This window comes from Streptomyces nitrosporeus (assembly GCF_008704555.1).
GTDB classification, from domain to species: domain Bacteria; phylum Actinomycetota; class Actinomycetes; order Streptomycetales; family Streptomycetaceae; genus Streptomyces; species Streptomyces nitrosporeus.
Genome location: NZ_CP023702.1, coordinates 3,115,088 through 3,140,577, shown reverse-complemented (window position 1 = coordinate 3,140,577; position 25,490 = coordinate 3,115,088). Strand labels below are relative to the sequence as shown.

The 25,490-nt window shown below is 72.6% G+C and carries 25 protein-coding genes and 1 tRNA gene; 16 read left to right on the top strand and 10 right to left on the bottom strand.

The window, feature by feature from the left end:
- Positions 1-861, bottom strand: coding sequence for an SDR family oxidoreductase (locus tag CP967_RS13755; protein ID WP_150488263.1), 861 nt, complete (start codon positions 859-861; stop codon positions 1-3).
- A 105-nt stretch (positions 862-966) separates the two neighbouring features.
- On the opposite strand from CP967_RS13755, the gene CP967_RS13750 reads away from it, so the two are divergent.
- Positions 967-1,359, top strand: a complete 393-nt coding sequence (locus CP967_RS13750) for a winged helix-turn-helix transcriptional regulator (RefSeq protein ID WP_150488262.1) — start codon at positions 967-969, stop codon at positions 1,357-1,359.
- A gap of 54 nt (positions 1,360-1,413) precedes the next feature.
- Here the strand turns inward: CP967_RS13750 and CP967_RS13745 are convergent, their stop codons facing one another.
- The 5 genes from CP967_RS13745 to CP967_RS13725 form a co-directional block, all read right to left on the bottom strand.
- Complete coding sequence (locus CP967_RS13745; RefSeq protein WP_150488261.1) at positions 1,414-2,472, bottom strand: 2-oxoacid:ferredoxin oxidoreductase subunit beta; 1,059 nt, start codon at positions 2,470-2,472, stop codon at positions 1,414-1,416.
- A complete protein-coding gene (locus CP967_RS13740; RefSeq protein ID WP_150488260.1) occupies positions 2,465-4,420 on the bottom strand; it encodes a 2-oxoacid:acceptor oxidoreductase subunit alpha in 1,956 nt (651 codons plus the stop codon). The genes CP967_RS13745 and CP967_RS13740 overlap by 8 nt, the downstream gene beginning before the upstream one ends.
- A gap of 311 nt (positions 4,421-4,731) precedes the next feature.
- A complete protein-coding gene (locus tag CP967_RS13735) occupies positions 4,732-5,391 on the bottom strand; it encodes a response regulator transcription factor (RefSeq protein ID WP_150491835.1) in 660 nt (219 codons plus the stop codon).
- A gap of 324 nt (positions 5,392-5,715) precedes the next feature.
- Positions 5,716-7,080: a sensor histidine kinase gene (locus CP967_RS13730; RefSeq protein ID WP_150488259.1), complete on the bottom strand. Its 1,365-nt coding sequence runs from the start codon at positions 7,078-7,080 to the stop codon at positions 5,716-5,718.
- Positions 7,081-7,436: 356 nt separating this feature from the next.
- Positions 7,437-8,672, bottom strand: a complete 1,236-nt coding sequence (locus CP967_RS13725) for a sensor histidine kinase (protein ID WP_150488258.1) — start codon at positions 8,670-8,672, stop codon at positions 7,437-7,439.
- Positions 8,673-8,851: 179 nt separating this feature from the next.
- Between CP967_RS13725 and CP967_RS13720 the strand changes: the two genes are divergently transcribed.
- The 14 genes from CP967_RS13720 to CP967_RS13655 all read left to right on the top strand — a co-directional run bounded on the left by CP967_RS13720 (position 8,852) and on the right by CP967_RS13655 (position 21,651).
- Complete coding sequence (locus CP967_RS13720) at positions 8,852-9,253, top strand: NADH-quinone oxidoreductase subunit A (RefSeq protein ID WP_150488257.1); 402 nt, start codon at positions 8,852-8,854, stop codon at positions 9,251-9,253.
- Positions 9,244-10,020: an NADH-quinone oxidoreductase subunit B gene (locus CP967_RS13715; RefSeq protein WP_150488256.1), complete on the top strand. Its 777-nt coding sequence runs from the start codon at positions 9,244-9,246 to the stop codon at positions 10,018-10,020. Before CP967_RS13720 ends, CP967_RS13715 begins: the two co-directional genes overlap by 10 nt.
- The gene (locus tag CP967_RS13710; RefSeq protein WP_150488255.1) at positions 10,017-11,186 is read left to right on the top strand and encodes an NADH-quinone oxidoreductase subunit C; all 1,170 of its coding nucleotides are present in this window, start codon (positions 10,017-10,019) and stop codon (positions 11,184-11,186) included. The genes CP967_RS13715 and CP967_RS13710 overlap by 4 nt, the downstream gene beginning before the upstream one ends.
- Positions 11,183-12,151, top strand: a complete 969-nt coding sequence (locus tag CP967_RS13705; protein WP_150488254.1) for a complex I subunit 1/NuoH family protein — start codon at positions 11,183-11,185, stop codon at positions 12,149-12,151. Before CP967_RS13710 ends, CP967_RS13705 begins: the two co-directional genes overlap by 4 nt.
- Positions 12,151-12,828 (top strand): NuoI/complex I 23 kDa subunit family protein, encoded by a 678-nt coding sequence (locus tag CP967_RS13700; protein ID WP_150488253.1) that lies wholly within the window; start codon positions 12,151-12,153, stop codon positions 12,826-12,828. The genes CP967_RS13705 and CP967_RS13700 overlap by 1 nt, the downstream gene beginning before the upstream one ends.
- Positions 12,825-13,523 (top strand): NADH-quinone oxidoreductase subunit J family protein, encoded by a 699-nt coding sequence (locus tag CP967_RS13695; RefSeq protein ID WP_229888509.1) that lies wholly within the window; start codon positions 12,825-12,827, stop codon positions 13,521-13,523. Before CP967_RS13700 ends, CP967_RS13695 begins: the two co-directional genes overlap by 4 nt.
- A complete protein-coding gene (nuoK, locus tag CP967_RS13690; RefSeq protein ID WP_229888508.1) occupies positions 13,523-13,975 on the top strand; it encodes an NADH-quinone oxidoreductase subunit NuoK in 453 nt (150 codons plus the stop codon). Before CP967_RS13695 ends, nuoK begins: the two co-directional genes overlap by 1 nt.
- Entirely contained in the window at positions 13,972-15,972 is a 2,001-nt protein-coding gene (locus CP967_RS13685) for an NADH-quinone oxidoreductase subunit 5 family protein (RefSeq protein ID WP_150488252.1), read from the top strand. The genes nuoK and CP967_RS13685 overlap by 4 nt, the downstream gene beginning before the upstream one ends.
- Before the next feature lie 27 nt (positions 15,973-15,999).
- Positions 16,000-17,736: a complex I subunit 4 family protein gene (locus tag CP967_RS13680; protein ID WP_150491834.1), complete on the top strand. Its 1,737-nt coding sequence runs from the start codon at positions 16,000-16,002 to the stop codon at positions 17,734-17,736.
- On the top strand, positions 17,733-19,271 hold the full coding sequence (locus CP967_RS13675; protein WP_150488251.1) for an NADH-quinone oxidoreductase subunit N: 1,539 nt from the start codon (positions 17,733-17,735) through the stop codon (positions 19,269-19,271). Before CP967_RS13680 ends, CP967_RS13675 begins: the two co-directional genes overlap by 4 nt.
- A 109-nt stretch (positions 19,272-19,380) precedes the next feature.
- Positions 19,381-19,866 carry a large conductance mechanosensitive channel protein MscL gene (gene mscL / locus CP967_RS13670; RefSeq protein ID WP_150488250.1) on the top strand — a complete coding sequence of 162 codons (486 nt, stop codon included), beginning with the start codon at positions 19,381-19,383 and terminating at the stop codon, positions 19,864-19,866.
- Between the two features lie 181 nt (positions 19,867-20,047).
- Positions 20,048-20,911 (top strand): zinc metalloprotease HtpX, encoded by an 864-nt coding sequence (htpX, locus tag CP967_RS13665; RefSeq protein ID WP_150488249.1) that lies wholly within the window; start codon positions 20,048-20,050, stop codon positions 20,909-20,911.
- Positions 20,908-21,300 (top strand): YccF domain-containing protein, encoded by a 393-nt coding sequence (locus CP967_RS13660; RefSeq protein WP_150488248.1) that lies wholly within the window; start codon positions 20,908-20,910, stop codon positions 21,298-21,300. The genes htpX and CP967_RS13660 overlap by 4 nt, the downstream gene beginning before the upstream one ends.
- 78 nt (positions 21,301-21,378) lie before the next feature.
- Complete coding sequence (locus tag CP967_RS13655; RefSeq protein WP_150488247.1) at positions 21,379-21,651, top strand: GlsB/YeaQ/YmgE family stress response membrane protein; 273 nt, start codon at positions 21,379-21,381, stop codon at positions 21,649-21,651.
- Positions 21,652-21,769: 118 nt separating this feature from the next.
- Here CP967_RS13655 and CP967_RS13650 read toward each other — a convergent pair whose 3' ends face one another.
- Together CP967_RS13650 and CP967_RS13645 are read right to left on the bottom strand one after the other, a co-directional pair.
- Positions 21,770-22,279 carry a methylated-DNA--[protein]-cysteine S-methyltransferase gene (locus CP967_RS13650; protein WP_150488246.1) on the bottom strand — a complete coding sequence of 170 codons (510 nt, stop codon included), beginning with the start codon at positions 22,277-22,279 and terminating at the stop codon, positions 21,770-21,772.
- Between the two features lie 191 nt (positions 22,280-22,470).
- Complete coding sequence (locus tag CP967_RS13645; RefSeq protein ID WP_019764830.1) at positions 22,471-22,959, bottom strand: YajQ family cyclic di-GMP-binding protein; 489 nt, start codon at positions 22,957-22,959, stop codon at positions 22,471-22,473.
- A 266-nt stretch (positions 22,960-23,225) separates the two neighbouring features.
- Between CP967_RS13645 and CP967_RS13640 the strand changes: the two genes are divergently transcribed.
- A tRNA-Tyr gene (locus CP967_RS13640) sits at positions 23,226-23,307 on the top strand.
- An 85-nt stretch (positions 23,308-23,392) separates the two neighbouring features.
- On the opposite strand, the gene CP967_RS13635 is transcribed toward CP967_RS13640, so the two are convergent.
- Entirely contained in the window at positions 23,393-24,049 is a 657-nt protein-coding gene (locus CP967_RS13635; protein ID WP_150488245.1) for an SDR family oxidoreductase, read from the bottom strand.
- 34 nt (positions 24,050-24,083) lie between these two features.
- The gene (locus CP967_RS13630; RefSeq protein ID WP_150488244.1) at positions 24,084-25,337 is read right to left on the bottom strand and encodes an amidohydrolase family protein; all 1,254 of its coding nucleotides are present in this window, start codon (positions 25,335-25,337) and stop codon (positions 24,084-24,086) included.
- Positions 25,338-25,490: the final 153 nt, after the last annotated feature.

Sequence of the window (25,490 nt, the reverse complement as noted above, 5' to 3'; positions counted from 1 at the left end):
TCAGAGGGCGGCGACCGCCGAGGCCACGGTGTCGGCGAGCGGGGTCGTCGGCCGGCCGATGAGCCGGGCCAGGTCCCCGCTCGTCCCGGCGAGCCGGCCGCGGGCGATGGCCTCGTCCACGTCGACGAGGATCGCGGCGAAGGGCTCGGGCACACCGGCGCCGACGAGGATCTCCTGGTGCACGGCGGCCGGGACCCGCCGGTACGCGATCTCCTTGCCGGTGGCCGCCGCGACCACGGCGGCGTACTCCTCCAGCGACCAGGCGACGTCGCCGCTCAGCTCGTACGCCGCGCCCAGGTGGCCCTCGCCGGTCAGCACCGCGGCCGCCGCCGCGGCGTAGTCCGCCCGGGTCGCGGAGGCGACCCGCCCGTCGCCCGCGTTGGCCACCACGGCGCCGTGCTCCAGGACCGGGGCGAGGTTCGCCGTGTAGTTCTCCGTGTACCAGCCGTTGCGCAGGAAGGTGTGGGGGAGCCCCGAGTCGAGGACGAGCTGCTCGGTCACCTTGTGCTCGGCGGCCAGCAGGAAGTCGGCGTCCGGCCCGCCCAGCACCCCGGTGTAGGCGAGCTGGGCCACCCCGGCGGCCTTCGCGGCGTCGATCACGGCGGTGTGCTGGGCGACCCGCTTGCCGACCTCGCTGCCGGAGACCAGCAGGACGCGGTCACCGGCACGGAAGGCGCCGGCGAGCGTCCCGGGCCGGTCGTAGTCGGCGATGCGGAGCTCCACGCCCAGGGCGGCGAGCGGTGCGGCCTTCTCCTTGTCGCGGACGACCGCGGCGATCCGGTCCGCGGGGACGGTCGCGAGCAGCCGCTCGATGACGAGGCGGCCGAGTGCGCCGGTGGCGCCGGTGACGACGATGCTCATGGGTCTCTCTCCTGGGTGCGCTGTTCCTGTGTACGGGCGGTCTTCACTCACCCTAGGAGAGGTACTAACTCTGGGAAAGTACCCACTTTGAAGTAAGGTACTGGTATGACAGTAAGCATCCTGGACGAACTGGGTGGCCGGCGCCCGGACGTCAACCGGCAGAACTGCCCCTCCCGGCTGGTCCTCGAACACGTCACCAGCCGGTGGGGTGTGCTCGTGCTGGCCGTGCTGATGGAGCGCTCCTACCGCTTCAGCGAGCTGCGCCGCGCGGTCGGCGGCGTCAGCGAGAAGATGCTGGCCCAGACCCTTCAGACGCTGGAGCGCGACGGCTTCGTCGACCGGGACGCCAAGCCGGTCATCCCGCCCCGCGTGGACTACGCGCTGACCCCGCTCGGCCGGGAGGCCGCCGGCCAGGTCCGGGCGCTGGCCCGCTGGTCGGAGCAGAGGCTGGACGCGGTCGAGGCGGCGCGCGCCGCATACGACGAAGCCCGGAGCTGACCCCCTCCGGGGACGCTCCGGGCTTCGCCCGCGCGGGCGGGGCCGGCCGCCTGGTCAGCCGACGACGGTCCAGGTGTCGTTCCCGGCCAGCAGGGCACCCAGGTCGCCCTTGCCCCGCTGCTCGACCGCCGCGTCCAGCTGCTCGGACATCAGGGCGTCGTAGACCGGGCGCTCCACGCTGCGCAGGACACCGATCGGGGTGTGGTGCAGCGTGTCGGGGTCGGCGAGCCGGGACAGCGCGAACGCCGTGGTCGGGCTCGGGTTGTGCGCGTCGTGGACGAGAATCCGGGACCGGTTCTCCTCGGTCACGGTGACGACCTCCAGGTCCCCGGTGAGCGGGTCGCGCACGACCCCCTTGGAGTCGTCGGCACCGAACAGGATGGGGCGGCCGTGTTCGAGACGGATGACCGCCTCCTCGGCCTTCTCCTTGTCCTTGAGGACCTCGAAGGCGCCGTCGTTGAAGATGTTGCAGTTCTGGTAGATCTCCACCAGCGCGGTGCCCGGGTGGTCGGCCGCGGCCCGCAGCACGCTCGTCAGGTGCTTGCGGTCGGAGTCGACCGTCCGCGCCACGAAGGACGCCTCCGCGCCGAGCGCGAGCGAGACCGGGTTGAACGGCGCGTCCAGGGACCCCATCGGCGTCGACTTGGTGATCTTGCCCAGCTCCGAGGTGGGGCTGTACTGCCCCTTCGTCAGACCGTAGATCCGGTTGTTGAACAGCAGGATCTTCAGGTTGACGTTGCGGCGCAGGGCGTGGATCAGGTGGTTCCCGCCGATGGACAGCGCGTCACCGTCCCCGGTGACCACCCACACCGACAGGTCCCGCCGGGAGGTCGCCAGGCCCGTCGCGATGGACGGGGCGCGGCCGTGGATGGAGTGCATCCCGTAGGTGTTCATGTAGTACGGGAAACGGGACGAGCAGCCGATGCCGGAGACGAAGGCGATGTTCTCCTTCGCCAGCCCCAGCTCGGGCATGAAGCCCTGCACCGCCGCGAGGACCGCGTAGTCACCGCACCCGGGGCACCAGCGCACCTCCTGGTCGGACTTGAAGTCCTTCATGGACTGCTTGCCCTCGGCCTTGGGGACCAGCTGGAGGAGTTCGTTGGTGTCAGGCATCGATGGCCTCCTTGAGGGCGGTGGCGAGCTGCTCGGCCTTGAAGGGCATCCCGTTGACCTGGGTGTAACTCTGCACGTCCACCAGGTACTTCGCCCTCAGCAGGGTGGCGAGCTGGCCCAGGTTCATCTCCGGGACGACCACCCGCCCGTAACGTTCCAGCACCTCGCCGAGATTGGCCGGGAAGGGGTTGAGGTGCCGCAGGTGCGCCTGGGCGATCGGCTGTCCGGACGCCCGCAGCCGGCGGACCGCCGCGGTGATCGGGCCGTACGTCGAACCCCAGCCCAGCACCAGCGTGTCCGCGCCGGCCGGGTCGTCGACCTCCAGCTCCGGCACGGCGATGCCGTCGATCTTCGCCTGCCGGGTGCGGACCATGAAGTCGTGGTTGGCCGGGTCGTAGGAGATGTTGCCCGTGCCGTCCTGCTTCTCGATGCCGCCGATCCGGTGCTCCAGGCCCGGGGTGCCGGGGACCGCCCACGGGCGGGCCAGCGTCTCGGGGTCACGCTTGTAGGGCCAGAACACCTCGGTGCCGTCGGCCAGTTCGTGGTTCGGACCGGTCGCGAACCGGGTCCGCAGATCCGGCAGGCTGTCCGTCTCGGGGATCCGCCAGGGCTCCGAGCCGTTCGCCAGGTAACCGTCCGAGAGCAGGAACACCGGCGTCCGGTACGTCAGGGCGATCCGCGCCGCGTCCAGCGCCGCGTCGAAGCAGTCGGCGGGCGTACGCGGGGCGACGACCGGGACCGGGGCCTCGCCGTTCCTGCCGTACATCGCCTGGAGCAGGTCGGCCTGCTCCGTCTTGGTCGGCAGGCCCGTGGACGGACCACCGCGCTGGATGTCGACGATCAGCAGCGGCAGCTCCAGGGAGACCGCCAGGCCGATCGTCTCCGACTTCAGCGCCACCCCCGGCCCGGAGGTCGTCGTCACCGCGAGGGACCCGCCGAAGGCCGCGCCCAGGGCAGCCCCGATGCCCGCGATCTCGTCCTCCGCCTGGAATGTCCGCACACCGAAGTTCTTGTGGCGGCTGAGTTCATGGAGGATGTCGGAAGCCGGGGTGATGGGATAGGAACCCAGATAGAGCGGCAGATCCGCCTGCCGGCCCGCCGCGATCAGCCCGTAGGAGAGGGCCAGATTTCCGGAGATGTTGCGGTAGGTGCCCGTCGGGAAAGCCTGTGAGGCGGGGGCCACCTCGTAGGAGACCGCGAAGTCCTCGGTGGTCTCACCGAAATTCCAGCCCGCCCGGAAAGCGGCCACGTTCGCCTCGGCGATGGCCGGTTTCTTGGCGAACTTCGACCGGAGGAATTTCTCCGTGCCCTCGGTCGGACGGTTGTACATCCAGGAAAGCAGGCCGAGCGCGAACATGTTTTTCGACCGTTCGGCTTCCTTGCGGGAAAGTCCGAACTCCTTCAGCGCCTCGATCGTCAGGGTCGTCAACGGCACCGGGTGCACGTTGTACGCCTCCAGCGAGCCGTCCTCCAGGGGAGAGGTCTCGTATCCGACCTTCGCCATGGGGCGCTTGGTGAACTCGTCGGTGTTCACGATGATGTCGGCGCCGCGCGGCACGTCGCCGATGTTCGCCTTCAGCGCGGCGGGGTTCATCGCCACCAGGACGTTCGGAGCGTCGCCCGGCGTCAGGATGTCGTGGTCCGCGAAGTGCAGCTGGAACGACGAGACCCCCGGCAGCGTCCCGGCGGGTGCCCGGATCTCGGCCGGGAAGTTCGGCAGCGTCGACAGGTCGTTCCCGAAGGACGCCGTCTCCGATGTGAACCGGTCGCCGGTCAGCTGCATACCGTCGCCGGAGTCGCCCGCGAAGCGGATGATCACCCGGTCCAGGCGACGGATCTCCTTGTCCATGGCACCCTCGGGTCCGGATCGGGGGACACGCTGCTCCCCGACGAGAGCCTCACTGGCCTCGTCGGTCTTTCCGGCTGGGCTACTGACCTGACTGGTCACTGAACTGGACCTCCCTCGGGGCGGCGGCTCGGGACCGGCCGGCCCGCCGGCGGTCCAAGGCCACCCTACTTCTGTAAGGGTGGCCTTCCTCGGACCGATCATATGGCGGGCATCCATTCCACGTCATGGATTCCGCAGGCTTCGCCGCACGTCACAAGGCCCGTGGCCGGCGCCGAAACCTCTTCTCCGCTCCACCTTCGGTCGTAGGACTGGGGTATTGCCTCACTTCCGGTGGATCACCGTACGGGGAGGGCGTAGCGGCGCTTTCCGGACATGCTCGGCGGGGAACCTCAGGGCTGTCTACGGCGTACTCAGGAGTTGAGATAGGTGAGAACGGCGAGAACTCGCCGGTGGTCACCCACGCTGGGGGCGAGGCCGAGTTTCAGGAAGATGTTGCTGACGTGCTTCTCCACGGCGCCGTCGCTCACCACCAGCTGTTTGGCGACCGCGGAATTCGTCCTTCCCTCGGCCATCAGACCGAGGACCTCCCGCTCGCGCGGGGTGAGGTTCGCCAGCACGTCCTGCTTGCGGCTGCGTCCCAGCAGCTGGGCCACCACCTCCGGGTCCAGGGCCGTACCGCCCTGGGCCACCCGCACCACGGCGTCCACGAACTCCCGGACCTCGGCCACCCGGTCCTTCAGCAGATAGCCCACGCCCCGGCTGCTGCCGGCCAGCAGCTCGGTGGCGTACTGCTCCTCGACGTACTGGGAGAGCACCAGCACCCCGACGCCCGGGTGCTCCTTGCGCAGCCGGACCGCGGCCCGGACCCCCTCGTCGGTGTGGGTGGGAGGCATCCGTACGTCGGCGACGACCACGTCGGGCAGCGCGTCCCGGGACGCCAGGTCGTCCACCGTCCTGATCAGGGCCTCGGCGTCCCCGACCCCCGCCACGACGTCGTGCCCGAGATCGGTCAGCAGCCGGGTCAGCCCCTCCCGGAGCAGTACCGAATCCTCGGCGATGACGACGCGCACCCTGTCCTCCACGACGCTGTTTCCCCCACTGGTCAAAACGGTCCTCTTCACGGCCGGTACCCGTGGCACGCGCCCCGGAGGCGGCGTTCCGACGCCGCCGGGGCGCCGCCCTGGACGTCCAGCATCCCAGTATCCCGGTGCCCGGACGGTACGGACCCGGATCTTCCCGGCCCCGGCCCCTCCGCGCGCCGGGCCGGGGGCGGTGCCGGGGCCTGGGACTGGGCGCGTGGGGGGCTGCCGGTGCCCGGACACGCGGAGGTGCCCCGGCCGCCGTCGGGACGGGGCCGGGGCACAGGTGGCGCGGAGGACCTGCGGGGAGGGGCGTCAGCCGCGCCAGGGGAGCTCGGCGGTGACGGTGGTCGGGCCGCCGACCGGGGAGTCGACGACGAGGATGCCGTCCACGGCGTCCAGCCGCTCGGTGAGCCCGGCCAGACCGCTGCCCGAGGAGGCGTCGGCTCCGCCCCGCCCGTTGTCGGTGACCTGGAGCATCAGCCGGTCCGCCGCACGCCAGACGTCGACCGACGCCCGGGTGGCACGGGCGTGCTTGCTGACGTTCTGGAGGAGCTCGGAGACGGTGAAGTACGCGATGCCCTCGATGGCCTGGGCGGGCCGGGCCTCCAGGTCCACCTCTACCTTGACCGGGACGGTGCAGCGGGAGGCGACGGCGGAGAGGGCCGCGTCCAGGCCCCGGTCGGTGAGGACGGCGGGGTGGATGCCGCGGGCGAGGTCGCGGAGTTCCTGGAGGGCGACCTTGACCTCCCCGTGGGCCTCGTCGACCATGCGGGCGGCCGCGTCGGGGTCGTCGGCGAGCTTCTCCTTGGCGAGCCCGAGGTCCATGGCGAGGGCGACGAGGCGGGCCTGGGCGCCGTCGTGCAGGTCGCGTTCGATGCGGCGCAGGTCGGCGGCGGCGGTGTCCACCACCACCCCCCGGTCCGACTCCAGCTCCGAGACCCGTGTCGCCAGCCGGGAGGGGCCGAGCAGGCCGAGCACCATCAGCCGGTCCACCCAGGTCAGGCCGCGCACGATCCACGGGGTGGCCATGACGACCGCCAGACCGAGCGCGGACGTCACCGCCACCTCGAAGGGGGAGTCGAGGTAGACCTGGTGGGTCCCGTCGCCGTACAGCTGGATGCCGCCGTTCTCCCCGAACGCCGGGAAGACCCAGTGCCACAGCGGGTAGGTGAAGGCCGTCCAGCCCGTCGCCCAGAACGTCACCGCGACGGTGAACGCGAAGGTGGCCCACGGGAAGTGCAGCACCGCGTAGAGCAGGTGGCGCCAGGACGCCCCGCTCTTCAGCATCGCGCCGACCCAGGACATCAGGCCGCCCGTCCGGCCCCGCGCCGGCTCCGGGTCCGCGACCTCCAGCCCGAGCAGTCCACGCGCCCGGGCCCGCTCCAGCGCGCCGAAACCACGGCAGCCCGCCAGGGCGGCGGCGAGCACCGGGATGCCGAGGAAGGTGATCAGCAGGCCCAGCCCCAGCGACATCATCGTGATCGCGAAGGTGAACAGCACCACGCTGATCGGCAGGCTCAGGAGCAGGTATCCCAGCTCGCCCCAGGCCCGTGCCTCGACCGGCGCGCGCAGTGCCGCCGGGAGGAAGTGCTTCGTACGCCCGGCCGGGGGGCGGCTGCCCGCGCCGTCGCCGGGCCGGTACTGGTCCCGTGTGTCCGGTCCGTATGCCGTGGCCATGAGTGGCGTCCGTTTCTTCCTGGCGGGGACTTCCCGCGCCGATACGACGGCTGATGTCCGAGGTTCTGCCTGATGACCCAAGGGTGCTGTCCGGAGGGGGCCGGCGCCATGAGGGCGGTCTCCGTATCCGTCCGGGGGTTTTCCCCACCCCGGCGCTCACGGCGGTCCAAGACGTGCGACAGGTGCCGTACGCGCGGGGCGTACGGCACCTGTCACGCTCACGCCCCCCCCGCCGGGCGCCGGAGCGCGGAGGGGGCGCGAGCAGAGGGTGGCGCGCCCGGCGCGGGCCGGGCGCGGCAGGGGCACGACGGGGACGCGTGCGGGGGCGCGTGCGGGGTGTCCGCCGCGCCCGGTGGTCACGTACGGGCGCCCTTGCCGGCGGTGCTTCTCCTGGAACGGGAAGGGGAGCCCTTGGCGGGGGCGTCCTGGCGGTCGCGCCACGGCAGTTCGGCGGTCACGGTGGTCGGGCCGCCCTCGGGGGAGTCCAGGACGAACACCCCGTCGACCGCCCCCAGGCGTTCCGCGAGCCCGGCCATGCCCGTACCGCCCTCCATCCGGGCGCCGCCGCGGCCGTCGTCCCGTACCTGGAGCATCAGGCGCTCCCCGGTCCGCCACACCTCGACCGCCGCGGTGCGGGCGCGGCTGTGCTTGCTGACGTTCTGGAGGAGCTCGGAGACGGTGAAGTACGCGATGCCCTCGATGGCCTCCGCCGGGCGGGCGGACAACTGCACCGTCACCGTCACCGGGACGGTGCAGCGGGAGGCGATGGCGGAGAGGGCCGCGTCCAGGCCCCGGTCGGTGAGGACGGCGGGGTGGATGCCGCGGGCGAGGTCGCGGAGTTCCTGGAGGGCGACCTTGACCTCCCCGTGGGCCTCGTCGATCATGCGGGCGGCGGCCTCCGGATCGTCGAGGAACTTCTCCTTGGCGAGCCCGAGACCCATGGCGAGGGCGACGAGGCGGGCCTGGGCGCCGTCGTGCAGGTCGCGTTCGATACGGCGCAGGTCGGCGGCGGCGGTGTCCACCACCACCCCCCGGTCCGACTCCAGCTCGGCGATGCGGCGTTCCAGCTCGTCGGAGGGCGAGAGCAGCCCCCGTACCATCGCCCGGTCCGCGTTGGCCAGCCCGCGCACGATGAAGGGGAGCACCGGCCACAGGACGAACAGCCCCACCAGCGTCACCGCGAAGGTCACCACGCCCCAGGGGAGACGGATGAAGCAGTACAGCAACGTCCGCCAGCCCACGGGGTCCTTGAGCCCCGACCACAGCCAGGGGAAGAAGCCCCGGTCCCGGCGGCCGCGCGTCATGGGGCTCGGTTCGTCGATCCGCACCCCCAGCATCCCGCGTGCCCGGCCGCGCTCGGCCCGGCCCAGCACGCGCGCCCCCCGCAGCCCCAGCGCGAGCAGCGGCAGGCCGACCACGGTGACGGAGAGCCCCGCGCCCACCCCGACGAGGAAAACGGTGTAGACGAAACCGGCGAGCGCCATGGGGAGATCGGCGAGGAGATGCGCGATCTCCTTCCACGTCCACCGGTCGAAGGCGAAGCGCGCGGCCGGCGGCCGGTCGGTGTCCGGCGGAGGAGGGGTCATGGTCATGTGACCAGCCTGCCGGGCGGCGCGCCCGCACGCCATGGGGTTCGTGGGTGGCGGGAAGTGGGGATAACCCCACCCTTGTGTGACACGGCTGCCTGCCGGCTCTCCGGCAGGGCCTAGACTCCCGTGCGTACAGGGCGTCGGAGAGGGCGCCGGACAGGCCGAAGGAGCAGGGGACGGACGTGGCGGAACTGCCGGAACCGACCGTTCTCGCGTCGGACTACTTCCAGAGCTACTCGGTGGTCGGACTGCTCGCCGTCGTCGGTGTGCTCTTCGTCGCCGTGGCCTTCGGCGCCGGGCGGCTGCTGAGGCCCGTGGTCCCGACCCCGGAGAAGCTCCTCACCTACGAATGCGGCGTGGACCCGGTGGGCGAGGGCTGGGCCCACACCCAGGTCCGCTACTACGTCTACGCCTTCCTGTACGTGATCTTCGCCGTCGACTCCATCTTCCTGTTCCCGTGGGCCACCGTGTTCGCGGCGCCCGGGTACGGGGCGACGACGCTGGTGGAGATGTTCGTCTTCCTCGGTTTCCTGGCCGTGGGACTGCTCTACGCATGGAAGAAGGGCGTCCTCACATGGGCGTGACGAGTCGGCCCCCGAACCCGGACTCATCGGTTCCGCTGCCCGAGCCGAAACGGCTCGGAGTGCTGTCCCGGCTCGCGCCCGAACCGATGAAGGTGGTCCTCAACTGGGGCCGCCGCTACAGCCTCTGGGTCTTCAACTTCGGACTCGCCTGCTGCGCCATCGAGTTCATCGCGGCCTCCATGGCCCGCCACGACTTCATGCGGATGGGTGTCATCCCCTTCGCGCCCGGCCCCCGGCAGGCGGACCTGATGGTCGTCTCCGGGACGGTGACGGACAAGATGGCCCCGGCGGTGAAGCGGCTGTACGAGCAGATGCCCGAGCCCAAGTACGTCATCTCCTTCGGCGCCTGCTCCAACTGCGGCGGACCGTACTGGGATTCGTACTCGGTGACCAAGGGCGTCGACCAGATCATCCCGGTCGACGTGTACGTACCCGGCTGCCCGCCCCGCCCGGAGGCCCTGCTCCAGGGCATCCTCAAGCTGCAGGAGAAGATCGCCCGCGAGTCGCTCGCCGGGCGGTACGCCACCGAGGACGGGCCCGCCCGGCCCTCGGCCGCGGCGCTGCGCAGCGGCCTCGTGACACCGCCCGCGGCGCCGTCCGCGGCACCGGGGCCGGGGGCCGGGGGCGGTGCGGACGGTCCGGGGACCACGGGCGGGCCGGACGGGTCGGCCGGTCCGTCCGGTGCGGGGGGCCCGGGTGCTCCGGAGGGCCCGGGTACTCCGGGGGCTCCGGGCGTTTCGGACGCTTCGGGGGAGGAGCGGGAGTGAGCAGCGCCGCCGACGCCTACGACCGGCTGCCGGACGCCGTCACCGAGGTCTTCGGCGAGGAGGCCACCGCGGCACGGGCGTACGACCTGCTGACCGTGGACGTCCCCGCCACCGCCTGGACCGCCGCGCTCGAAACGGCGCGCGACCGGCTCGGCTGCACCTATTTCGACTGGCTGAGCGCCGTGGACGAGCCGGGCACCGGCTTCCGGGTCTGCGCCCATGTCGTCGCGCTGGGCGCGGGCTCGGTACGGCGCCTGCTCGTCCGTACGACGGTCCCGCACGCTGCGGCCACCCTGCCGAGTGCGGTCGGGGTCTACGCGGGCGCCGCCTGGCACGAGCGTGAGACGCACGAGATGTTCGGCGTCACCTTCGAGGGGCACCCGGGCCTCGTACCGCTGCTGCTGCCCGAGGGATTCGAGGGCCATCCGCTCCGGAAGGACTTCGTCCTGGCGGCCCGGGTCGCGAAGGCGTGGCCGGGCGCCAAGGAGCCCGGCGAGTCGGAACACGGCGGACCCAAGCGGCGCACGATGCTCCCGCCGGGGGTGCCCGACCCGAACGAATGGGGTCCGCTCAAGGGACAGCTGCCCCCCGCCCCGGCCCGCCCGGCCCGGGGAGCGCGTGCGGCGGGCGCGGCGGGCGACCGCCCGGCACGCCGGACCCGCAGCGCGAGCGAGGGGTCGGCCGCCCAGCGTGCCGCGGGGCCGCAGGCCGCGGCGCCCGCGCCCGGCACGGAGCCGTCCCCCGGCTCCGCGGGGCCGGCCGCCGCTCCCGGCCCGGCCGCGCCCCCCGCCACGGGTGCGCCGGCGGTCCGGCCGCGCCGCAACCGCAGCGCCTCCCAGGGATCGGCGAGCCAGTCCGCCCCGGCGACACCTCCGGCCACGCCTCAGGACGGCGGCCCCGGTACGGCCGCCGAGCCTCGGGGCGAGGCCGCGCGACGGCCCCGTACCGCCCGCGGCTCCGACGCCCCCTGGCACAACGACCGGCCCGCGTTCGCCGAGCCCGCCGACCCGGCGGAGTCCACCGACTCCCCCGGCCCGACGGACTCAACCGGTCCGACGGAGCCCACCGGCCCGACGGAGCCCCCCGGCTCCACCGGCCCCGCAGACTCCGCCGAAGGCGATGACTCCCGCACCGACGACCGGCCCACCGGAGGCGATACCGCGTGAACGACGCACTCGACGTCGCCATCCGGCTCGTCATCGTCTTCGCCGTGTTCCTGGTCCTCCCGCTCGTGGTGGGGCAGACCGAGCACAAGGTGATGGCCCATATGCAGGGCCGGCTCGGCCCCATGTACGCGGGCGGTTTCCACGGCTGGGCCCAGCTGGTCGCGGACGGGGTGAAGTTCGCGCAGAAGGAGGACGTCGTCCCGGCCGCGGCCGACCGCCGCGTCTTCCAGCTGGCCCCGGCGGTCGCCCTCCTGCCGTACCTCCTCGTGCTGGTCGCCATCCCCGTCGGCCCCGGTGAGGGGGCCGTCGGCCAGGTCGTCGACGCCGGGATCTTCTTCGTGCTCGCCGTCATGGGCGTCGGGGTGCTCGGTTCGCTGATGGCGGGCTGGGCGTCGGCCAACAAGTTCTCCCTGCTCGGCGGTCTGCGTACCGCCGCGCAGCTCCTCGCGTACGAGCTGCCGATGCTGCTCGCCGCGGCCTCCGTGGCCATGGCGGCGGGCACGGTCTCGCTGCCCGGCATCGTCGACGCCTTCGAGTGGTGGTGGCTGCCCTGGCAGATCACCGGTGCCCTGGTCTTCTTCGTGGCGGGGCTCGCCGAACTGCAGCGCCCGCCCTTCGACATGCCGGTCGCCGACTCGGAGATCATCTTCGGGGCGTACACCGAGTACACAGGGCTGAGGTTCGCACTGTTCCTGCTCGCCGAGTACGCCGGGATCGTCGTCCTGTGCGGCCTGACCACCGTCCTCTTCCTGGGCGGCTGGCACGGCCCGCTCGGGGCCGACGGCCTCGGCTGGGTCTGGACCCTCCTGAAGACGGCGGTGCTCGCGTTCGTCGTCATCTGGCTGCGGGTCACCTATCCCCGGATGCGGGAGGACCAGTTGCAGAAGCTCGCCTGGACCACGCTCATCCCTCTCGCCCTCGCGCAGATCGCGCTCACCGGCATCGTGAAGGTGGCGATCAACTAGTGCCCCCGATCCCTGGCTCGGGCCTCGCCAAGGGCCTGGCCGTGACCCTGCGGACCATGACCAAGCGCACGGTCACCGCCCAGTACCCGGACGTCCAGCCCGAACTCGCCCCCCGCACCCGCGGTGTCATCGGGCTGTTCGAGGAGAACTGCACCGTCTGCATGCTCTGCGCCCGTGAGTGCCCCGACTGGTGCATCTACATCGACTCCCACAAGGAGACGGTGCCGCCGTCGGCACCGGGCGGCCGTGAGCGCAGCCGTAACGTGCTGGACCGCTTCGCCATCGACTTCGCCCTCTGCATGTACTGCGGCATCTGCATCGAGGTGTGTCCCTTCGACGCGTTGTTCTGGTCGCCGGAGTTCGAGTACGCGGAGACCGACATCCACGAACTCACCCACGAACGGGACAAGCTCCGCGAGTGGATGTGGACCGTCCCCGAACCGCCCGCGCTCGACCCGGGGGCCGAGGAGCCGAAGGAGGTCGCCGCCGCCCGCAAGACGGCCGACAAGCTCCGGGCCGCCGAGGCCGCTGCCACCGCCGGCGGGACCACCGTCGGCGGGACCGCCACCGGCACGGTGACCCGGGCCCCTGGCACAGGCGCAGAAACGGGCACGGGCACGGGCACGGGACCAGGCACGGCTCCTGGTCCGGACTCCGGGCAGGGGGCCGGGGAGTGACCCTCGCAGCCACCGGGCACCCCGGCTTCCTCTCCCCGACCGGGGTCGAGATCGCGTTCCTCCTCGTCGGTCTGGTCACCTTCGGCGCGGCCGTCATCACCGTCACGACCAAGCAGCTCGTGCACGCCGCGCTCTGGCTGGTCGTGGCGCTCGGCGGACTGGCCGTCGAGTACCTGCTGCTCACCGCCGAGTTCATCGCCTGGGTGCAGGTCCTGATCTACGTCGGCTCGATCGTCGTCCTCCTCCTCTTCGGCCTGATGCTCACCCGGGCCCCCATCGGCCGTTCCCCGGACGCCGATTCGGGCAACCGGTGGGTGGCCCTCGCCGTCGCCGCCGCCTCGGCCGCAGCCCTGGTCTGGGTCGTCGTCGACGCCTTCCGGGCGACCTGGATCGACCTGGACGGGCCGGCCCAGGGATCCACGGCGGTGACCGGCAGCTTCCTCTTCCGGCACTGGGTGCTGCCCTTCGAGGCGCTGTCCGTCCTCCTGCTGGCAGCCCTCGTCGGCGCGATCGTCCTCTCCCGCAAAGGCGACCGGACCGCCGTCACAGCCGTCACCGCCGTCACCGGCAGAACCGCGACCGGCGACCCGGCCCCCGGCACAGCCGCGCAGCAGGGCCAGGAGACCGCCGGCCGGGCCGCGCAGGAGAGCCGGAAGGCCCCCGGCCGGGGTGCGAACCGAGAGGACAAGAGCTGATGCACCTCGCCTATCCCGCCGTGCTCGCCGCCCTCCTCTTCTGCACCGGGCTGTACGGAGTCCTCGCCCGCCGCAACACGATCCTCGTCCTGATGTCCGTCGAGCTGATGCTCAACGCCGTCAACCTCAACCTGGTCGCCTTCGACGTCTGGCTGCGTGACGCGCTCCACTCCGGTCAGGCGCTCACCCTCTTCACCATCGCCATCGCCGCGGCCGAGATCGGCATCGGCCTCGCCATCGTCCTGGCCGTCTACCGGAACCGCGGCAGCTCCGACATCGACCGCCTCCGCGACACAGCCGAGACCGACGACGCCGAGACGCTTCCCGACGACCTCCCCGACGGCGCCCCCGAGGGGCACACCCCCGGCTCCGCACGAAAAGCGCGGAGCGCGCGGGAAGCACGGGGCGCGGGGAAGACGGAGAACACGCAGAAGGCGGAGGCCACCGCGTGACCACCACGACCCTCGCCGTCCTCGTCCCCCTCCTCCCCTTCCTGGGCGCCGTGGCCGGACTCCTCCTGGGGCGCACCGCCCCCGGCTTCGTCCGCCCCCTGGCCGTCCTGCCCCCGCTCACCGCGACCGCCGTCGCCGTCGTCGTCGCCGTACGGCAGGGCGGTGGCCAGGCCGTCGACGCCGCCACCCAGCTCACCCCGACCGGCTCGGTCCCGATCGAGCTCGCCCTGCACCTCGACGGCTTCGCGGTCCTCGTCGCGGTCCTCGTGGGGCTCGTCGCCACCTGCGTACAGGTCTACTCGACGGCCTACCTCAGGGACGACGCCCGCTATCCGTCCTACGCGGCCCTCGTCTCCCTCTTCACCTCCGCGATGCTGCTCGTCGTCTACTCCGGCGACCTGATGGTGCTCCTGGTCGGCTGGGAGGTCATGGGCATCTGCTCCTACTTCCTGGTCGGCCACTACTGGGAGACGCCCGAGGCCCGGGCCGCCTCGCTCAAGGCGTTCCTCGTCACCAAGCTGGGCGACGTGCCGTTCCTGATCGGCCTGTTCGCGCTCGCCGCGGACACCGGCTCCTTCCGGATCACCAAGATCCTGGCCGCCGTCGGCCACGGCGGGCTCGACCATCCGACCCTCATCGCCCTGCTGCTCCTCGCGGGAGTGGCCGGCAAGTCCGCGCAGTTCCCGCTGCACACCTGGCTGCCCGACGCCATGGCGGGCCCCACACCCGTCTCGGCGCTCATCCACGCGGCGACGATGGTCGCCGCCGGTATCTACTTCGTGGCCAGGCTCCTCCCCGTCTTCGCCGCCTCCGGTGCCGCGCTCGTCGTCCTCGCCGTCATGGCGGCCGTCACGATGACCGGCTCCGGGCTGGCCGCCCTCGCCCAGGACGACATCAAACGCGTCCTCGCCTACTCGACCATCGGCCAGCTCGGCTACATGGCGGGCGCCCTGGCCGTCGGCGACCGCGGGGCCGCCGTCTTCCACCTCCTCTCCCACGGCGCCTTCAAAGCCGTGCTCTTCCTCGCCGCGGGGGTCGTCATCCACGCGGCGGGCACCAACTCACTCGCCGCCATGTCCCGCATGGGCGGACTCGCGAAGCGCATCCCCGACGCCTGCTGGACGATGACCCTCGCCCTGCTGGCGCTGGCCGCCATCCCGCCGTTCGCAGGCTTCTTCTCCAAGGAAGCCGTCCTCGTCGCCGCCGAGCACACCGCCTTCGGCGACCGCGACGCCGCCCCGGCCGCGGCCGGCTGGACCGTCCTCGTCGCCGGCCTGCTCGCCGCCCTCCTCACCGCCGCGTACGCCACCCGCCTGTGGCTCCTCGCCTTCCGGGGGCGCGGCACCACGGCCCCCGACCACGGCCGGCAGCCCGCCGCCATGACCTCCGTCCTCTGGATCCTGGCCGTGCCCACCCTGGGCTTCGGACTCACCGCGGGCGTCCTCGGCGACTGGTTCGACGGACACAGCCTCTCCCCCTCCCTGGCGACCGCGGTCCTCTCCACCGGCGTCGGTCTCATCGGCGGACTCGTCACCTACGGGGCCTGGCGCCACACCACCGCGCTCGCGCCCCGGCCCCCGGTCGGCGCCGTCGCGGCCCACCCCCGGGCGGAACCCGCCCTGGTCGAGGCCGAGGCGATCACCTCGCACACCGCCGCCTACGGCACCATCGCGGGCGCCCCCGACCCCACGGACCCCGGACGCCTGCTCCTCGGCCCGCTGCACCGCCACGCGGTCACCGGCTTCCACCTCGACGCCCTCTGCACGGCGCTCTTCGTCCGCCCCGTCCAGGCCGGCGCACGCCTCGTCCACTTCCTGGACCGCGAGGTCGTCGAGACGTACGTACGGGGCTCGGGCGGCGCCGCCCGTGGGCTCGGGGCCCTGGTCCGCCGCGCCCAGACCGGCAACGTGCAGACCTATCTGGGGGCCCTGCTCGGCGGAACCCTCGTCCTGGCGATCGCCGCCGTCGTCCTTGCCAACGTCTACGCCGGGGCGTGAGCCGTGATCGATATCAGCGCGTCCGTGATGCAGTTCCTTCTGGCGTTCGTCGTCGTCGCACCACTGCTCGGCGCACTCGCCGCGCTCCTGCCCGCCCCGCCCGGACTGAAGGGCCGCAGCCCCGACCAGGCCGTGCTCCGCCACGGAGTGACCGTCACCGGAGCCGTCCTCGTCGCGACCCTCGTCCTCGCGGCCGGATTCGACCACGACCAGCCGTCGAAGATGCAGGCCACCACGGACATCAGCTGGATCCCGGCACTGGACGTGCGGATCCACCTCGGTACCGACGGCATCTCGCTCCCCCTTCTCGTCCTGACCGCGCTGCTGACCTTCCTCTGCGCGCTCTACAGCTACTTCAAGCTCCCCGCGGGCCCCTCCGCGAAGGGGTTCGTCGCCCTCGTCCTCGTCCTCGAGTCCGGCACGCTGGCCACCTTCGCCGTCCTCGACCTGATCCTCTTCTTCCTGGCCTTCGAGATGGTCCTCATCCCGATGTACTTCCTCATCGCCCGCTGGGGCGGTGACAGGAAGCAGCCCGCCGCCTGGAAGTTCGTCCTCTACACCCTGCTCGGCTCCGTCGTGATGCTGCTGGGCCTGCTCCTCGTCGGGCTGAAGAGCGGCACCTTCGACATGGTGGCACTCGCCACTGACAACGGCCGCGGTCTCACCTCGTCGGTGCAGGTCATCGCCGTGATCGCGATCGGTGTCGGGCTCGCGGTGAAGACCCCGATGTGGCCCCTGCACAGCTGGCTCCCCGACGCCCACACGGCGGCCCCCACGGTCGGTTCCGTCCTCCTCGCAGGCGTCCTGCTGAAGATGGGCACCTACGGGTTCGTCCGGATCCTGCTCCCCGTCGCCCCCGACGGGATGGAGACCTTCGCGCCCTACCTCGCCGCCTTCGCCGTCGTCGGCATCGTCTACGGCTCCCTCGCCTGCCTCGCCCTGGCCCGCCCCGGCGCCAAGGGCGACCTGAAGCGGCTGATCGCCTACTCCTCGGTCGGGCACATGGGCTTCGTGCTCCTGGGCATCGCCACCATGACCCCCACCGGCGTCAACGGCGCGCTCTTCGCGAACATCGCCCACGGCCTCATCACCGGCCTGCTGTTCTTCCTCGTCGGCGCCGTCAAGGACCGCTACGGGACCGCCGACCTCGACACGCTCTCCGGGGCCACCGGCGCCGCCCTCTACGGCCGCGCGCCCCGCCTCGGCGGCCTCCTCGCCTTCGCCGCCGTCGCCTCGCTCGGACTCCCCGGGCTCGCCGGGTTCTGGGGCGAGATGCTCACCCTCTTCGGCGCCTTCGACCCCGCCGACGGGCTCAGCCGCCCCGCCTTCCTCACGTTCATGGCCATCGGCGCCTCGGGAACCCTCCTCACCGCCGCGTACATGCTGATCGTCGTACGCCGGGTCTGCATGGGCGACCCCCGCGCCGCCCGCCCCGGCACCAGCGGCCCCGGCACGGACGGGACCGGCGCGGACGCGACCGGCACGGACAGGACCGGGAGCGCGGACGGACCCGTCGGCACCGGCACGCCCGGGAGCACCGGCACGCCTGAGGGCGCCGGCAGGCCCGAGGACGCGGACACCGGCGGTACGGGCCCCGGCGCGCCCGGCACGCAGCCGCAGCCGCTCGCCGACGTCCAGGGCTACGAGCTCGCCGCCTGGACACCGCTCGCCGCCCTCACCGTCCTCGCCGGACTCTGGCCCGCCGTCCTGCTCGGCCTGACCGACCCGGCCGTGCAGAAGCTCCTCTCGGGAGGCAAGTCGTGACCGTGGCAGCCGACAGCGCACCGGAGGCGGCAAGCCTCGTCCAGTCCATCGACTGGCTCGCGATCGCACCCCCCGTCATCACCGCGGCGGCGGCCCTCGCCGTGCTCGTCGCCGACCTCTTCGTCAGCGAACGGCGCAAGCCGCTCCTCGGCCACGCCACCGTCGTCGCGCTCGTCGCCGCCCTGGCCTTCCTCGTCCCCCTGCGCACCGGCGACCGCTCCACCTTCTGCCTCACCGACGGGGCCCAGGCGTGCAGCTACACCGCCGACCACTTCGCCGTCGTCATCCAGGCCCTCGTGCTCGGCGGCGCCCTCCTCACCGCGCTGCTCTCACTCGGCGACACCCGCAAGCTCCCCGCGGGCGAGTTCTGGTTCCTGCTGCTGTCCTCGGCGGCCGGGGCCGCCCTGCTGCCCGCCTCCCGCGACCTCGCCACCCTCGTCGTCGCCCTCGAAGTGGCCTCGCTGCCCGCCTTCGCGCTCGTCGGCATCAAGCGCGGTGACCGGCGGTCCTCCGAGGCCGCGCTGAAGTTCTTCCTCTCCTCGGTCGTCGCCACCGCCGTGACGCTGCTGGGCGTCAGCTTCGTCTACGCCGCCACCGGCACCATGCACCTCACCGAGATCGCCTCCCGGATCGACGAGGTCCCCGGCCGGCTCTCCACCCTCGCCGCGACCGGTGTCGTCCTCACCCTCGTCGGCTTCGCCTTCAAGACGGCCGCGGCACCCTTCCACTTCTGGGTCCCCGACACCTACGTCGGGGCCCCGCTGCCCATCGCCGCCTACCTCTCGGTCGTCGGCAAGGCCGTCGGCTTCTCCGGGCTCGTCCTGGTCACCGTGATCGCCTTCCCGTCGTACGCCGACGTCTGGGGGCCCGCCCTCGCCGTACTCGCCGCGCTCACCATGACCGCCGGCAACGTCGCCGCGCTCCGCCAGAGCTCCACCCGCGCCCGCAGCGCCGTACGCCTCCTGGCCTGGTCCTCCGTCGGCCAGGCCGGTTACCTCCTCGTACCGATCGCCGCCGCCGCGTACTCCAGCGACGAGCAGGTCGGCTCCACCGTCGCCTACGCCCTGATGTACGCGGTCGTGAACCTCGGGGCCTTCGCCGTCGCCGCGCTCGTCGCCCGCACCCACCCCGGCAACCGGATCAGCGACTACCGCGGCCTGTACGCCACCCGCCCGCTCGCGGCCCTGGCCATGGGCTTCTTCCTGCTCTGCCTGGCCGGTCTGCCGCCCGGGATCATCGGCCTCTTCGCGAAGGTCACCGTCTTCTCCGCGGCCGTCGACGCCGGTCTCGGCTGGCTGGCCGTGGTCATGGCCGTCAACGTCGTGATCGCTTTGTACTACTACCTCTCCTGGACCGCGACGCTCTTCCGCGCGCCGCCCGCCCCGGCGTCCGGCGACGAGCAGCCCACCGCGTCCCGCCCGCCCCGGGCCCCGGCCCCCCTGGTCACGGCCGTCGTCCTCACCGCGGTGGCGGGCATCGCACTCTCCGGTGCGCCGCAGGTCATCCTCCGCTTCGCCGCCGTCGGCCTCTTCTGATCCCCGAGGACCGGTTTGCCCGCCGACACGGCCGCAAGGCATGGTCGTGGCTGCACGGACGTGTGACCGCACACGTCCACCTGGGAAGAGCTGAAGAGGAGCCGGAGCGGTGCTGAACGGGTTCAAGGACTTCATCCTGCGCGGGAACGTCATCTCCATGGCCATCGGCCTCGCCGTGGGTGCCGCCTTCACCGCCGTCGTCACCGGCTTCAGCAACGCCTTCATCGTGCCGCTCATCGGCCTCTTCACCCGCGGCACCGGAGACTTCAGCAAGGCGCACTTCCAGGTCGACGGCGTGGACTTCCCCTACGGCCTCTTCGTCAGCGCCGCCATCGCCTTCCTCATCACCGCCGCGGTCCTCTACTTCCTGGTCGTGGTGCCCATGAACAAGGTCCAGAACCGCTTCACGGCCAAGGAGGCCGAGAAGGTCGACATCAAGGCCGCCCTCCGCGACTGCCCGCAGTGCTACACGGAGATCCCGGCCATCGCCACCCGCTGCCGCCACTGCACCAGCGAGGTCGTGCCGGACCCCGAGGCCCGCGCCCTGGCGGGCCTCCCGGCCCAGCCCGCCCGCGCCGGGTCCGCCAAGAGCTGACCCGGCACCCGGACGGCGAAGGGGCGGATCCCACCGGATCCGCCCCTTCGCCGTGCGCCGCCCGCAGGGCACAAGGGAACTAGCGTCCGCCGCCTCACGTTGACCACTTCGGGAGGCTCCGCCGGGAAGTGGAGCACCACCGAGCAAGGGTTCCCCTGCTGCACCATTTGGAGGGCGTACCGTGCACCGCCGGCACAACGGGCTGAAAACCGCTGTTCTCCTCGGGGGCCTGTCCGCCCTCATCATCGTCATCGGCAGTTTCTTCGGGCGTACCGGCCTGCTCGTCGCCCTGCTCGTCGCCCTCGGCACCAACGCCTACGCCTACTGGAACAGCGACAAGCTGGCGCTGCGGGCCATGCGGGCCCGGCCCGTCAGCGAGTTCGAGGCCCCCCACCTCTACCGCATCGTCCGGGAGCTCTCGACCGCCGCCCGCCAGCCCATGCCCCGGCTCTACATCTCGCCGACGCAGGCGCCCAACGCCTTCGCCACCGGCCGCAACCCGCGCAACGCCGCCGTGTGCTGCACCGACGGCATCCTGCGGATACTCGACGAACGCGAGTTGAGAGGCGTCCTCGGACACGAGCTCAGCCACGTCCACAACCGGGACATCCTCATCTCGTCGGTCGCCGGAGCACTGGCCTCCGTCGTCATGTTCCTGGTGAACTTCGCCTGGCTGATCCCGGTCGGCCGGTCCGACGACGACGACGGGCCGGGCCTGCTCGGCATGCTCCTCGTCATGGTCCTCGGCCCGCTCGCCGCCTCCGTCGTCCAGCTCGCCGTCAGCCGCTCCCGCGAGTACGAGGCGGACGCCTCCGGGGCGCAGCTCACCGGGGACCCCCTCGCGCTGGCCGACGCCCTGCGCAAGCTGGAAGCCGGCACCAAGCAGCTCCCGCTGCCGCCCGAGCCGAGGATCGAGACCGCGAGCCACATGATGATCGCGAACCCGTTCCGGCCGGGCCAGGGCCTGTCCAGGATGTTCTCCACACACCCGCCCATGGCGGAACGCATCGCCCGACTCGAGCAGATGGCAGGGTATCGACCGTGAAGACGATCCTGAATCTCATCTGGCTGGTGCTCAGCGGCTTCTGGATGTTCCTCGGCTACCTCGCCGCAGGCGTCCTGCTGTGCATCACGATCATCGGCATCCCCTTCGGCCTCGCCGCCTTCCGCATCGGCGTGTACGCCCTGTGGCCCTTCGGGTACACCGTCGTGGACCGCCGGGACGCCGGAGGCCCCTCCCTCATCGGCAACGTCCTCTGGGTGGTCCTCGCCGGATGGTGGCTGGCGCTCGGCCACATCTTCACCGGCATCGCCCTGTGCGTCACGATCATCGGGATCCCGCTGGGCATCGCCAACTTCAAGCTCATCCCGGTCTCGCTGATGCCCTTCGGCAAGGAGATCGTCCGCAGCGACCAGCCGTTCGCCGCCCGCTGACCGCACCGGCCGGGCAACCGGGCCGCCCGCCACACGCGTCCTTGCCCACAGGACCGTGTGACGGGTAGGAAGGCGATCATGAGCATCATCAGCTGGATCATTCTCGGCCTGCTGGCCGGCGCGATAGCCAAGTTCCTCCTGCCGGGGCGCGACCCCGGCGGGATCGTGGGCACCACCCTCATCGGCATCGTCGGTGCCTTCGTCGGGGGCTGGCTCTCCTCGCGTTTCCTGGACCGCCCCATCACCGCCGACTTCTACGACACGGCGACCTGGGTCGCGGCGATCGCCGGTTCACTGGTCCTGCTCATCGCGTACCGCCTGCTCTTCGGCAACTCCCGGGACCGCCGCTGAGAGCGGGAGCCCGCGCCGTACGCACGAATACGAGAACCCCGGCGCCGGGGCGGCCGGTAAAGGACCCGCCGGCCGCTTTGCCCGGGTGCGGCGCCCGGCCGCCTGGACCGTCGGCGCCTCAGCCGCGTCCCGCCAGGGCCCCTTCCAGGCCCAGCAGCCGCTCCTTGCTCTCCACACCGCCCGCGTAGCCCCGCAGCGAACCGTCCGCCCCGATCACCCGGTGGCACGGCCGCACGATCAGCAGCGGATTGCGCCCGATCGCGGTCCCCACCGCCCGCACCCCGACACCGGGCGAACCGACCAGTGCGGCGATCTGCCCGTACGACACCGTTTGCCCGTACGGGACGGTGTCCAGGGCCGCCCAGACCCGCCGCTGGAACTCCGTGCCGGAGCCGTCCGCGCACGGGATGTCGAAGCGTGTCAGACGCCCGGCGAAGTACTCCGCGAGCTGCTCCGCGATCCCGGCGAACACCCCGGGCGCATGGCGCGTACCGTCCTGTACGACCGGAGCGCCCTTCTGCCCCGGCAGGGACAGCGACGCCAGCGCCACCCCGCCTCCGGCCCGCTCCTCACCGGTCAGCAACAGCTCGCCCAGCGGACTGCCGATCCGCGCGTACACCGTGGCCATCACCCGTCACCCTCTCTGCCCTTTGCCGCTTCCTCCCGCACCACCCAGTCTGCGGCCCGCCCCTCACCGGGACCGGCGGTATTCGGACATCGCGACATCGCCCCCCGGCCCGCGCACACGACGGCGGGGCGGGACGCGCCCACCGGCACACCCCGCCCCGCCCCCACCCGCTGCACACGGCAGCGGACCGGCTACCGGTAGTTGACGAACTGGATCGCGAAGTCCAGGTCCTTCTCCTTCAGCAGCGCCTGCACCGCCTGGAGGTCGTCCCGGCTCTTCGAGCTGACCCGCAGCTCGTCACCCTGGACCTGCGCCTTGACGCCCTTCGGGCCCTCGTCGCGGATGATCTTCGCGACCTTCTTGGCGTTCTCCTGGGAGATGCCCTCCTCGATGGAGGCGAAGATCTTGTACTCCTTGCCGGAGAGCTGCGGCTCGCCCGCGTCCAGCGACTTCAGCGAGATCCCGCGCTTGATCAGCTTGGACTGGAAGATGTCGAGGATCGCCTTGACCCGCTCCTCGCCGTTCGCCTCCATCAGGATCTTCTCGCCGGACCACGAGATCGAGGCACCCGTGCCCTTGAAGTCGTAGCGCTGGGAAATCTCCTTGGCGGCCTGGTTGAGGGCGTTGTCGACCTCCTGCCGCTCGACCTTCGAGACGATGTCGAAACTGGAGTCGGCCATGACGTGTGGCTCCTTGCGTCGTATGCGTTGGGTACGGCACAAAGCCTAAGGGCTGATCCACCGTCCCCGGCGGGCACGCGACGGCAGCCGCCTCCCCGGATCCCGGCCGCCTCCGAGCCGCCGCGGCCCCCGCTGCCGCCCCACCGCCGCGCCGTCCCCGCGCACCGGTATCCGCTGATCAATCAGGTGGCGGAGCACCCCCGGGCATCAGGTATCGTTTACGTCGTCGCCAAGGACACCCCCAAGGAGTCCGAGGCGCTGTTCCAGGCGGTGTGCCCGAGTGGCCAAAGGGAGCAGACTGTAAATCTGCCGGCTCAGCCTACCCAGGTTCGAACCCTGGCGCCGCCACAGGGACGAAGCCCCTGACCAGCACAGCTGGTCAGGGGCTTTCCCGTGTGCGGGGCCCGCGCGGTACCGGCGGGCCCCGTGCCGCTCAGTTCCCGGCGACGTCCCTCACCGCGACGGGCACCGGCTTGTCGCCGCTGATCAGTTCTAGGGTCAGCCCCGCCGTGGCGGGGGTGTCCAGCAGCTCCAGCAGGGTCGCCGCCACGTCGTCCCGGGGGACCGGGCCGCGGCCCGTGGAGGCGGCGAGCGCGACCCGGCCCGTCCCGGCGTCGTTCGTCAGCATCCCCGGGCGCAGGATCGTCCACTCCAGCGCGCCGCGGGAGCGGACGTACGCGTCCGCCTCCCCCTTGGCCCGCTGGTAGACGTCGAAGACCTCGTCGCCGGGGTGGCCGGGATCGGCGCCCATCGAGGACACCACCACGTACCGGCGCACGCCCGCGCGTTCCGCGGCGTCCGCGAAGAGCACCGCCGCGCCCCGGTCCACCGTGTCCTTGCGGGCCGCCCCGCTGTTCGGGCCCGCGCCGGCCGCGAAGACCGCCGCGTCCGCGCCGCGCAGGACGTCCGCGGCCTGGTCGACCGTGGCCGATTCGAGGTCGAGGACCACGGGCTCGGCACCGGCCGACCGCAGCTCCTCACTCTGCTGGGGATCGCGGATCACACCCACCGCTTCGTCACCGCGCGCGGCGAGCAGCCGCTCCAGCCGCAGCGCGATCTGACCATGTCCACCTGCAATGACAATGCGCATGCCTCCGACCGTACGCCGGGGAGCCCGCCGGTGCTCAAGGCCCGCCGTCCGGGCCGGGATCCATCCGCCCCTGGCGGGGCAGATCCAGGGCGGCGGCGGCCTCGGAGTCGCAGTACTCGCGTACGGCGCTGGTACGGGCGACCACCCGGCCGCCGTGCACCACGACCCTGCTGTAGGACAGGGAGAGGGCCCCCGCGAGGTCCGTGCCGCGTACGGCGAGCAGCTCGGCGGGGAAGCCCGCCTCGACGCGGACGGCGGGCAGCCCCATCACCGCCCTGGCCGTGGCCGAGACCGCCTCGTAGGCGTGTGCGGCGCTCAGGCCGTGCTGCGCGGCCAGGAGGTACGCCGCCTCCAGCGGGTCCCCCCGGCCGACCGGGCGGGCGGCGTCCCGCAGCGCCCCGCCGCCCGCGGCGACCCGGACCCCCGCGGAGCGCAGCAGACGCAGGGGAGGGGTGCCGGGCAGGCGGGCCGAGGGGCAGCCGCCCTGGGGCAGGCAGATCACCGTCACCGCCGCCGCGGCGAGCTGATCGGCGATCCGCGCGGCCTTGTCGCCGGGCAGCAGGGCCAGGCCCGCGCAGGGGCCGAGGGCCACGTCGGGCCGGAGCCCGCCGGCCATGGCGGCGAGCCGGGTGAGGCGGACGGGGTCGTCGGCGTCCGTGTGGAGGTCGACGGGACGGCCGTACGCGGCGGCGAGCTCCAGGACCGCCTCGGTGTGGCCGGCCGGATCCGGGTCCAGGTCGGGACGGCCGCCGACCACATCGGCCCCCATGGCCACCGCCTCGCGCAGCACCGCCAGGCCCTCCGCGCCCGCGGCGCCGGTCAGCACCCCGGGCACCGCCACGGTGGTCAGGGAGCTGAGCCCGTGCAGCGAACGGCCGGCCTCCATGACCGCTTCCAGCGGGGCGAGCCCGGTGACGTCCGAGACGCGCACATGGGAGCGGAGCGCCGTGGCCCCGTGGCTGAGCTGGAGGAGCGCGGCCTCGGTGGCGCGGCGCCGCACGTCCTCGGCGGTGTGCGGGCCGGCGTACTCGGGAGCGGCGGTGAGCGCGGTGTCGCTGTGGGCGTGCGGTTCGGCGGGGGCCGGCAGCAGGAGGGCGCCGCGCAGGTCCAGGTGGGGGCCCCGGGTGGTGAGGCTGCCGGCCGTGCCCACGGCCTCGATGCGGTGGCCGGCGATCCGGACGTCCACGGCCCGCCCGTCGGTGAGCCGGGCGTCGCGGAGGAGGAGGCCGGAAGGTGCCCGGGGCCCGTTCGGGCCGGCGTCGGGCGGCAGCGGCCGGCTGTCGGGCATCGCTCTCCTGGTAGGGGTGGCGCGGGAGCACCGGAGGCATGATCACGCGGAATGCGGCCGAGCCTAAGGGCTGATCCGCGATTCCCGGCGGATCAGCGCGCGGCGTCGAAGGACCCCTCGGGCCGGCGCCCGCGGTGCCCGGCCCGGAGCGCG

What these genes read in the sequence shown, in the direction of transcription:
- CP967_RS13750 (WP_150488262.1), top strand. Translation starts at nt 967, where the DNA reads ATGACAGTAAGCATCCTGGACGAACTGGGTGGCCGGCGCCCGGACGTC.
- CP967_RS13635 (WP_150488245.1), bottom strand. Translation starts at nt 24,049, where the DNA reads ATGCGCATTGTCATTGCAGGTGGACATGGTCAGATCGCGCTGCGGCTG.
- CP967_RS13725 (WP_150488258.1), bottom strand. Translation starts at nt 8,672, where the DNA reads ATGACCATGACCCCTCCTCCGCCGGACACCGACCGGCCGCCGGCCGCG.
- CP967_RS13715 (WP_150488256.1), top strand. Translation starts at nt 9,244, where the DNA reads ATGGGCGTGACGAGTCGGCCCCCGAACCCGGACTCATCGGTTCCGCTG.
- CP967_RS13645 (WP_019764830.1), bottom strand. Translation starts at nt 22,959, where the DNA reads ATGGCCGACTCCAGTTTCGACATCGTCTCGAAGGTCGAGCGGCAGGAG.
- CP967_RS13655 (WP_150488247.1), top strand. Translation starts at nt 21,379, where the DNA reads ATGAGCATCATCAGCTGGATCATTCTCGGCCTGCTGGCCGGCGCGATA.
- CP967_RS13650 (WP_150488246.1), bottom strand. Translation starts at nt 22,279, where the DNA reads ATGGCCACGGTGTACGCGCGGATCGGCAGTCCGCTGGGCGAGCTGTTG.
- nuoK (WP_229888508.1), top strand. Translation starts at nt 13,523, where the DNA reads ATGCACCTCGCCTATCCCGCCGTGCTCGCCGCCCTCCTCTTCTGCACC.
- CP967_RS13755 (WP_150488263.1), bottom strand. Translation starts at nt 861, where the DNA reads ATGAGCATCGTCGTCACCGGCGCCACCGGCGCACTCGGCCGCCTCGTC.
- CP967_RS13745 (WP_150488261.1), bottom strand. Translation starts at nt 2,472, where the DNA reads ATGCCTGACACCAACGAACTCCTCCAGCTGGTCCCCAAGGCCGAGGGC.
- CP967_RS13630 (WP_150488244.1), bottom strand. Translation starts at nt 25,337, where the DNA reads ATGCCCGACAGCCGGCCGCTGCCGCCCGACGCCGGCCCGAACGGGCCC.
- CP967_RS13730 (WP_150488259.1), bottom strand. Translation starts at nt 7,080, where the DNA reads ATGGCCACGGCATACGGACCGGACACACGGGACCAGTACCGGCCCGGC.
- CP967_RS13680 (WP_150491834.1), top strand. Translation starts at nt 16,000, where the DNA reads ATGCAGTTCCTTCTGGCGTTCGTCGTCGTCGCACCACTGCTCGGCGCA.